7 protein-coding genes are annotated in these 7,657 nt (G+C 67.9%); all 7 read right to left on the bottom strand.

All coding sequences use genetic code 11. The features are described from left to right. Positions 1–97 precede the first annotated feature (97 nt). Positions 98–1,816, bottom strand: a complete 1,719-nt coding sequence (locus tag VGT00_17810) for an AMP-binding protein (GenBank protein ID HEV8533283.1) — start codon at positions 1,814–1,816, stop codon at positions 98–100. Between the two features lie 11 nt (positions 1,817–1,827). Next, entirely contained in the window at positions 1,828–2,103 is a 276-nt protein-coding gene (locus VGT00_17805) for a hypothetical protein (GenBank protein ID HEV8533282.1), read from the bottom strand. Continuing rightward, positions 2,090–2,263, bottom strand: a complete 174-nt coding sequence (locus VGT00_17800) for a hypothetical protein (protein ID HEV8533281.1) — start codon at positions 2,261–2,263, stop codon at positions 2,090–2,092. The genes VGT00_17805 and VGT00_17800 overlap by 14 nt, the downstream gene beginning before the upstream one ends. Before the next feature lie 100 nt (positions 2,264–2,363). Further along, positions 2,364–3,362: an ABC transporter substrate-binding protein gene (locus VGT00_17795; GenBank protein ID HEV8533280.1), complete on the bottom strand. Its 999-nt coding sequence runs from the start codon at positions 3,360–3,362 to the stop codon at positions 2,364–2,366. Beyond that, positions 3,362–4,462, bottom strand: a complete 1,101-nt coding sequence (locus tag VGT00_17790) for a PrpF domain-containing protein (protein ID HEV8533279.1) — start codon at positions 4,460–4,462, stop codon at positions 3,362–3,364. The genes VGT00_17795 and VGT00_17790 overlap by 1 nt, the downstream gene beginning before the upstream one ends. A 17-nt stretch (positions 4,463–4,479) precedes the next feature. Continuing rightward, positions 4,480–6,498, bottom strand: coding sequence for an aconitate hydratase (locus tag VGT00_17785; GenBank protein HEV8533278.1), 2,019 nt, complete (start codon positions 6,496–6,498; stop codon positions 4,480–4,482). A gap of 69 nt (positions 6,499–6,567) precedes the next feature. Beyond that, positions 6,568–7,657, bottom strand: a 1,090-nt coding sequence (locus VGT00_17780; protein ID HEV8533277.1) for a citrate/2-methylcitrate synthase, incomplete at its 5' end; no start/stop codon positions are given.

Raw genomic sequence — 7,657 nt, 5'->3', positions numbered from 1 at the left:
CAAAATCATCTTCGTCATGTGGAGCCGCCACGTCCCGTACGACGAGACACACCACCTGGCCACCATCGCCCGGCAACGAATGCGGCAGGCCGCCTGATCATGAAAAAAACTCTTGACACCTCATAGGAAGTCTCTCCCCCTTCGGGGGCGAGGGGACGTGGTCTGCTGGCCTCTCTCCTTTAAAGGTTGAGGGGGATTTGCCCCGGTCGCGCTCCATCTGACGCAGCTCGGCGCGGCGGATCTTGCCGCTGATGGTCTTGGGCAGGTCGGCGACGAACTCGATCTCGCGCGGGTACTTGTAGGGCGCGGTTACGGTCTTGACGTGCTCCTGGAGCTCGGCGGCGAGCGCATCGGATGCGGTGTGCCCGGGGGCGAGGACGACGAAGGCCTTGACGATCTTGCCGCGCAAGGGATCGGGCGTGCCGATGACGGCGGCCTCGGCGACGGCGGCGTGCTCGACCAATGCGGACTCGACCTCGAAGGGGCCGATGCGGTACGAGGCGCTGTTGATCACGTCGTCGGCGCGGCCCACAAACCAGAGGTAGCCGTCCTCGTCCATGGAGGCCCGGTCACCGGTGATGTACCAGTCGCCGCGGTGACAGCGGGCCGTTGCCTCCTCGTTCTTCCAGTACTCCTGGAACATCCCGACGGGCCGCTCCGGCTTCACGAGGATGCCGAGGTCGCCTTCCTCCCCGCGTGGCAGCTCCCGTCCCTCCGCGTCCACGATGCCGATGCGGTGCCCGGGCGCCGTGGGTCCCATGGAGCCAGGCTTCCACGGCGTGGCGGGAAAGGTGCCCGCCACCAGGACGCTCTCGGTCTGCCCGTAGCCCTCGTAGATGTGATGCCCCGTGCCCTCGCGCCACGCCTCGATGACCTCGGGGTTGACCGCCTCGCCCGCACCCAGGCAATGACGCAGGGTGGGGAAGCGGTACTTCTTGAGCGGCTCCTGGACCATCATGCGATAGGCGGTGGGTGGGGCGAAGAAGGTGGTGATGGGGAAGCGCTCGAACATGGCGAGCGTCTCCTGCGAGTCGAACTTCTTGCCGCGCGCGTCCCAGACGAAGATGGCCGCGCCCATGTTCCACGGCGCGAAGAAGCACGTCCACGCCGCCTGGGCCCAGCCCGTGTCCGAGATCGTCCAGTGCAGGTCTCCAGGGGTATTGTCGAGCCAGAACTTCCCCGTGATGATGTGGCCGATCGGATACGACGCGTGAGTGTGGAGCACCATCTTCGGATAGCCCGTTGTCCCCGACGTGAAGTAGATCATCATCGGGTCACCGCTCGCATTCCGCGGGTGTGCCATCTCTGGCGAGCCGTGACTCATCAACCGCTCGTACTCGTGCGAGCCGCCCGAGGCGCGCCCCATCACGATCCGGTGCTTCACCGTCGGGCACTCGGGCAGGACCTGGTCGACCTTGTGGGCGTTGTCCTCGTCGGTGATGACGACGCTGGCCTCGGCGGCGTTCAGACGGTAGGTAATGTCCTTGGTCGTGAGGAGCGTGGTACCGGGAACGGACACGGTGCGCGCCCGCAGGCAGCCCAGCAGGATCTCCCACCATTGATAGACGCGCGGGAGCATGACGACAACCCGCTCGCCCGGCACGATGCCGAGCCCCGCGAGGGCATTGGCGAAGCGCCTGGAGCGCTCGGCGAGCTCGGCGTATGTGAAGCGGCGCGGCTGGCCGTCGGCGGACACCCAGAGCAGCGCGAGCTTCGAGGGATCCCGCGCCCACGCATCGAAGGTGTCAAAGGCCCAGTTGAAGCGCCCGGGCACCTCCAGCCGGAAGTCCCGCATCGTCGCGGCGTAGTCGGCCATGTTCCGCGCCGTCACTGGATCACCTGGTCGGCGCGGCGCAGGAGCGACTGGGGAATGGCGAGGTCCAGCGCCGCCTCCTTCCACTCGTCCACGCGCGGCGCGGGTTCCTTCTCCGCGGAGGCGCCCACGCTCTTCCGAAGCCGTGAAGGTCTGCCCACGACGTCAATGTCCTGGGTGAAGCGCTGCTCGCCGTAGTAGATCGACGCTTGGGATCCGGCGATCATGTACGCGATTCCCAGGGCATCCATGGTCTCCACGAGGTGACGGAGGAGCTCACTCTGATCCACTGAGAAGTCTCTTGGCCACTTGCTGTCTCAGCTCCAGGGCACTCCATTCCGGGTGCTCGGCGGCCAGAAAGGCCATGAGGCGTTCCCTGGCCTGCGCCCACGCCTCGTGCGCAATTCGCAGCCGATCCATCCCGGACTTCGCCTCGAAGACCTTGGCCATGTCGGGATCCACTGCGTCGAGGCGAGGCGGCACTGGTCGCGGCTGGCCCCTCACTGGATGATCTCGTCCGCGCGTGCCAGGAGCGACTGCGGCATCGAGATCACTCGAACACCTGATCGGCCTGGACGAGAACGGCCTGCGGGAACTTGATGTTCAGGGCCGCGGCGGTCTTCAGGTTGACGCCAAGCTCCAGCTTCGTGGGCTGCTGGACGGGGAGATCGCCGGGCTTGGTACCCTTGAGGATCCTGTCCACGTAGGAGGCGGCACGCTTGTAGCTCTCGAGGGGGTCGACGCCATAGCCGATGAGTCCGCCCGCTTCGGCGTCGGCCCGGGAACCATACATCATGGGGATGCGGGCCTTGGCGGCCAGCTCGATCGTTCGCGCCCGAAGGGAAACCTGGAGCGGGTCGACCAGGCGCAGCAGGGCCTGCGCCCGCCAGCTTCGCGCCGCCTCGAAGGCGGGCTCGAGCTGGGCGGCCTCCTTGATCGTGAAGAGGCGGAGCTGGAGCTTGAGCTCACGGGCGGCGGCCTCGGCGTCCTGGATCTGGACCAGCGTGTTGGGGTCGCCGGGATTGCCGATCAGCCCGATGCGGGTGGCGGTGGGGATGACCTCCTTGAGGAGCTGGAGCCGCTTGGCGGCGATCTGGCCGCTGAGATTGGTGAACCCCGTGATGTTCCCGCCCGGCCTCCCCAGGTTGGAGACGAGCCCCACCCGCACGGGATCTCCGACCGCCACCATGACGATGGGGATGGTCGTTGTCGCCTTCTTCGCCGCGAGGTTGCCTGGAGTATTCGCGACCACCATGACCTTCACGGGAAGCCCTGTCAGCTCGGCCACCAGCTGGGGAAGTCGCTCGAGCTGTCCTTCCGCCGACCGGTACTCGTAGACGACGCTCTTCCCCTCGACATAGCCGAGCTCTTTCATCGCCTCGCGGAACGCATCCCACGCGGGTTTCGCTGTCGCCGACGGGGCGGGCGTGAGCATGCCGACGCGGGGCATGGATTCGCGCGATTGCCCCGACGCTTGGCGGGGGGCGCACGCGACGACGAGGGCGATGACAACCACGGCCGCGAGGCCGGGGAAGGCGCGCCGGCACATCAGGGGATGCGGACCCAGCCTTCCATCAGACGGCGCGCGGTGCGGTAGACGGTGACGCGCTCGGCGACGTACTCGCCCCCGTGCTTGGCGACGGCGGCGTCGAGGGGTAGGACGCCCGAGGGATGGCCGAGGCGGACATCGGCGCCCGGCTTGGCCGTCGAACACTCGTGCACCAGCGTGCCCTCGATACGTGAGGCCACGGCGAGGCACATGGACGAGGTCAAGGGGAAGGCGCGATGGCAGTTGGCCATGGAGATGGCCCGCCCGACCACGTCCGTGGCGTCCTTCCCGACGCGCGTGCCGTCGAGGGCCGTGTATTCGGCGGGTGCCGTCACCATGGCGATCTTGGGTGTCGCGGCGCTGCCGGGAATGCCCATGAGGTGGGACGCGGCGACGCGGATCTTCTCGAGCCGCGAGGCGAGTGCCTTGTCTGCGTCCACGGCCTGGGGCATCTCGGTGCCCGTGAGCCCGAGGTCACGGGCGCGGACGAAGACCATGGGAATGGAGGCGTCCACGAGCGATGCCTCGACGCCCTCCACGATGTCACGCGGCTTGCCCGTCGGGAGCAGCCGGCCGGTACCCGCGCCGCCTGGCTCGAGGAAATCGAGCGCGATGCGCGCGCCCGTGCCGGCCACGCCGGGTAGCTCGAAGTCGCCGTGGACGGCGGGCTGGCCGGCGACGACGGGTACGCGCGCCACGATGAGCTTCTTCGTATTCGTGTTGTGGATGCGGACGAGGGTCTGGCCATCCACGGGCTCGATGAGGCGCTCCTCGATGGCGAAGGGTCCCACCGCCGAGGAGCAGTTGCCGCAATTGCCCGTGTAGTCCACGTGGGGCTTGCCGATCTCCACTTGCGCGAAGGTATAGTCCACGTCGGCGCCGTGATGGGCGGCGGGGCCAATGATGCAGGCCTTGGACAGGGAGGAGATGCCGCCGCCGAGGCCGTCGAGCTGGCGGCCGTAGGGATCGGGGCTGCCGAGGGCGGCGAGGAGGATGTAGTCGCGCTCGGGGCCCGCTGCGGGGAGGTCACTTTCATGGAATACCAGGCAGCGGCTCGTGCCACCGCGCATGTAGACCGCCCTGACGCGCGCTTGAGTCATGTGAACCGCCCCCCTATTTACTCAGCCCTCGCCTCGTCGCTCGAGGCGAGCGTCTCGGCTCGAACTGCGGCCCTCTCCCCCGATGGGGGAGAGGGATTCTTAGAGGACTGCGCCGCGGTTTGGCACAGGAGGCCGCCGGCGAGGAGGATGTCGCGCTCGCGTGGGGTCAGCACGCAGCGGACCTCGAAGGCCGCTCCCGTCCGCTCGTTGATCACGCGGATCTTCCTCCCCGCCTGAAGCGCGGATCGAATGCCGTCGAGTCTCAGGACGTCCCCGCGCTCTATCGTATCGTACGTGGCCGGGTCGTCGAACTCGAGAGGGGCCAGTCCCCAGTTGATCAGGTTGGCGCGGTGGATCCGGGCGAAGCTCTTGACGAGGACTGCGCGCACGCCCAGGTGCAAAGGCCCGAGCACGGCGGCCTCGCGCGAGGAGCCCTGGCCGTAGATCTCGCCGCCCACGAGGATGCCGGCGCCGGCGGCCTTGGCTCGCGCGACGAAGTCAGCGTCCGCGTTCCTGAACGTGAACTCGGCGATGGCGGGCACATTGGAGCGGAAGACGAGGACGGCGGTGCCCGAGGGCGAGATGTCGTCCGTCGAGACCTTGTCGCCGAGCTTGATCAGCACGGGGAGCGCCAGCGAGTCTTCGAGGGGCCGGCCCCGCGGCACTTCCTTGATATTAGGTCCCTTGAGCACCCGCACCGAGCCGGCCTCCGTCTCGGGCAAGGGCGGGATGAAGCCGGCCGTGCTGGCCACCAGCGAGGCGGGATAGTGGCGGGGCGGCGCCGCCCCCATGTCGCGCGGATCGGTGATGACTCCCGTGAGCGCGGAGGCGGCCGCGGTGAGGGGCGAGCAGAGATAGATCTGATCGTCCTTGACCCCGCTCCGTCCGGAAAAATTGCGGTTGAACGCGCGCAGGCTCTTGCTGCCCGCCGCGGGGACGTGGCCGATCCCCGCGCACGATCCGCAGGTCGGCTCCGAGACGGTGGCGCCGGCCACGAGAAGATCGGTCAAGAGTCCCTCGCGAGACATGATCTCGAGGATGCGGCCCGAGCCGGGAAAGACCACGAAGTGAATGCTCGGCGCGATCTGCCGACCCTTGAGGGTCTGGCCCACGGCCCACATGTCCTCCCACGAGGAATTGGTGCAGGAGCCGACCATGACCTGGTCGATGGCGGTGCCGGCGACCTCGCGAGCCGGCACCACTTTGTCGGGCGAAGAGGGCAGGGCCACCAGGGGCTCGAGCGAGCCGAGGTCGAGCTCGATCTCCTCGTCGTACTCGGCATCGGCGTCCGCGGCGAGCGGCTGCCAGCTTCCTTCCCGACCGAGGAGCGCGAAGTAGCGGCGCGTCGCCTCGTCCGAGGGGAAGACACTCGTGGTCAGCGTCAGCTCGGCGCCCATGTTGCAGATGGTCGCGCGCTGGGGCAGGGAGAGCGAGGCGGCGCCCGGGCCCGCGTACTCGAAGATCTTCCCGCTGCCCCCGCGCACGCTGTAGCGCCGCAGCAGCTCGAGGATCACGTCCTTGGCATGCACCCAGGGCTTGAGCTCGCCCGTGAGAGTGACGCGCACGACGCGAGGCATGGGCAGGTGATAGGCGCCGCCGCCCATGGCCACGGCCACGTCGAGCCCGCCCGAGCCGATGGCCAGCATGCCCGTGGATCCGCAGAGCGGCGTATGGCTGTCCGTCCCGAGAACGAACTGGCCCGGCACGCTGAAGGACTCGAAGTGGACCTGGTGGCAGATGCCATTGCCCGGCTTGGAGAACCAGGAGCCGTAGCGCGCGGCCGCCGTCTGGAGATAGCGGTGGTCATCCGTGTTGCGCGAGTCGGTCTGGTAGACGTTGTGATCGATATAAGTGACGACGCGTGAGGGCTTGACCCGGGGGAAGCCCATGGTCTCGAACTGGAGCCAGGCCATGTTGCCGTTGGTGTCGGTGAGGAGGCACTGATCCACGCGCAGGCCGATCTCCTCTCCGGCCACGGCCTTGCCGGAGACGAGGTGCGCGTCGATCAGCTTGCGAGTGACGCTTTGGCCTGGCATGGGCGGGCTCTACCCCCTCACCCTACCCCCTCTCCCCCAATGGGGGAGAGGGATTCTTAGCTGGTCGGTTCATCGTTTGTCCAAGGGGACGAAGGGCTTGCGCTTCGGGCCTTTGTAGTCGGCGCGCGGGCGGATCAGCCGGTTGTCGGCGTACTGCTCGAGGAGATTGGCAGTCCAGCCCGCGACGCGCGAGGCGGCGATCACGGGCGTGAAGAGATCGACGGGAATGCCGATCGAGTAGAAGAGCGGCGCCGAGTAGAAGTCCACGTTGGGGATGAGTTTCTTGGTCGCGCTGACCTTGGTGTGGAGCTTCACGGCCAGATCGTACCAGAGCGCCTGGCCCGTCTCCCGGCAGGCCGCCTCGGCCATGCCCTTCAAGATGGCCGCGCGCGGGTCGCCCGCCGTGTAGACGCGGTGGCCCATGCCCATGAAGCGGCGCTTCTCGACGAACGCCTTGTCCACGAACGAGTCGACCTTGTCGAGGCTCCCGATCTCCATGAGCGTGCGCATGACCGCCTCGCCGGCGCCCCCGTGAAGCGTGCCCTTGAGGGCACCTACTCCGCCCGCCACCGCGGAATGCATGTCGGACAGCGTGGCCGCGATCACCCGCGTGGTGAAGGTCGAGGCGTTGAGCTCGTGCTCGGCATAGAGCACCAGGCTCGCGTCGAAGGCCTTGGTGGTGACCTCGCTCGGCTTCTTGCCGCTCAGCATGTAGAGGAAGTTGGCGGCGAGGGAAAGGTCCCTGATGGGCGCCAGCGGCTCTTGCCCGTTGCGGATGCGGTGATGAGCGCAGATGGCCGTGGCGAACTGGCTCGTGAGCCGGATGGACTTGTGGAGGTTGGCCTCGCGCGAATTGTCCGTGGCATCGGGGTCGTGCATGCCCAGGATGGCGGTCGAGGCCTGCAGCACGCGCATCGGGTCTGTCTGCTTCGGCATGAGGGCAAAGGCCTTGATCAGATCGCCAGGAATGGGCCGGGCGGCCGCAAGCTCGCCCAGGAAGCGGTCGAGCTGGGCCCGCTTGGGCAGATCGCCCATCCAGAGCAGATAGGCGACCTCCTCGAAGCTGGCCTTGCGCGCGAGGTCGTCGATGTCGTAGCCGCGATAGGCGAGCCGGCCGTTGGCGCCGTCCAGATCGCACAGCTCGGTCTCGGCCGCGACC

Source organism: Candidatus Methylomirabilota bacterium, assembly GCA_036002485.1.
Lineage (GTDB): Bacteria > Methylomirabilota > Methylomirabilia > Rokubacteriales > CSP1-6 > AR37.
Note: the sequence above shows the minus strand (reverse complement) of the source record. Positions and strands in the feature narration are given on the sequence as shown.

What these genes read in the sequence shown, in the direction of transcription:
- VGT00_17810 (HEV8533283.1), bottom strand. Translation starts at nt 1,816, where the DNA reads ATGGCCGACTACGCCGCGACGATGCGGGACTTCCGGCTGGAGGTGCCC.
- VGT00_17800 (HEV8533281.1), bottom strand. Translation starts at nt 2,263, where the DNA reads ATGGCCAAGGTCTTCGAGGCGAAGTCCGGGATGGATCGGCTGCGAATT.
- VGT00_17795 (HEV8533280.1), bottom strand. Translation starts at nt 3,362, where the DNA reads ATGTGCCGGCGCGCCTTCCCCGGCCTCGCGGCCGTGGTTGTCATCGCC.
- VGT00_17790 (HEV8533279.1), bottom strand. Translation starts at nt 4,462, where the DNA reads ATGACTCAAGCGCGCGTCAGGGCGGTCTACATGCGCGGTGGCACGAGC.
- VGT00_17785 (HEV8533278.1), bottom strand. Translation starts at nt 6,498, where the DNA reads ATGCCAGGCCAAAGCGTCACTCGCAAGCTGATCGACGCGCACCTCGTC.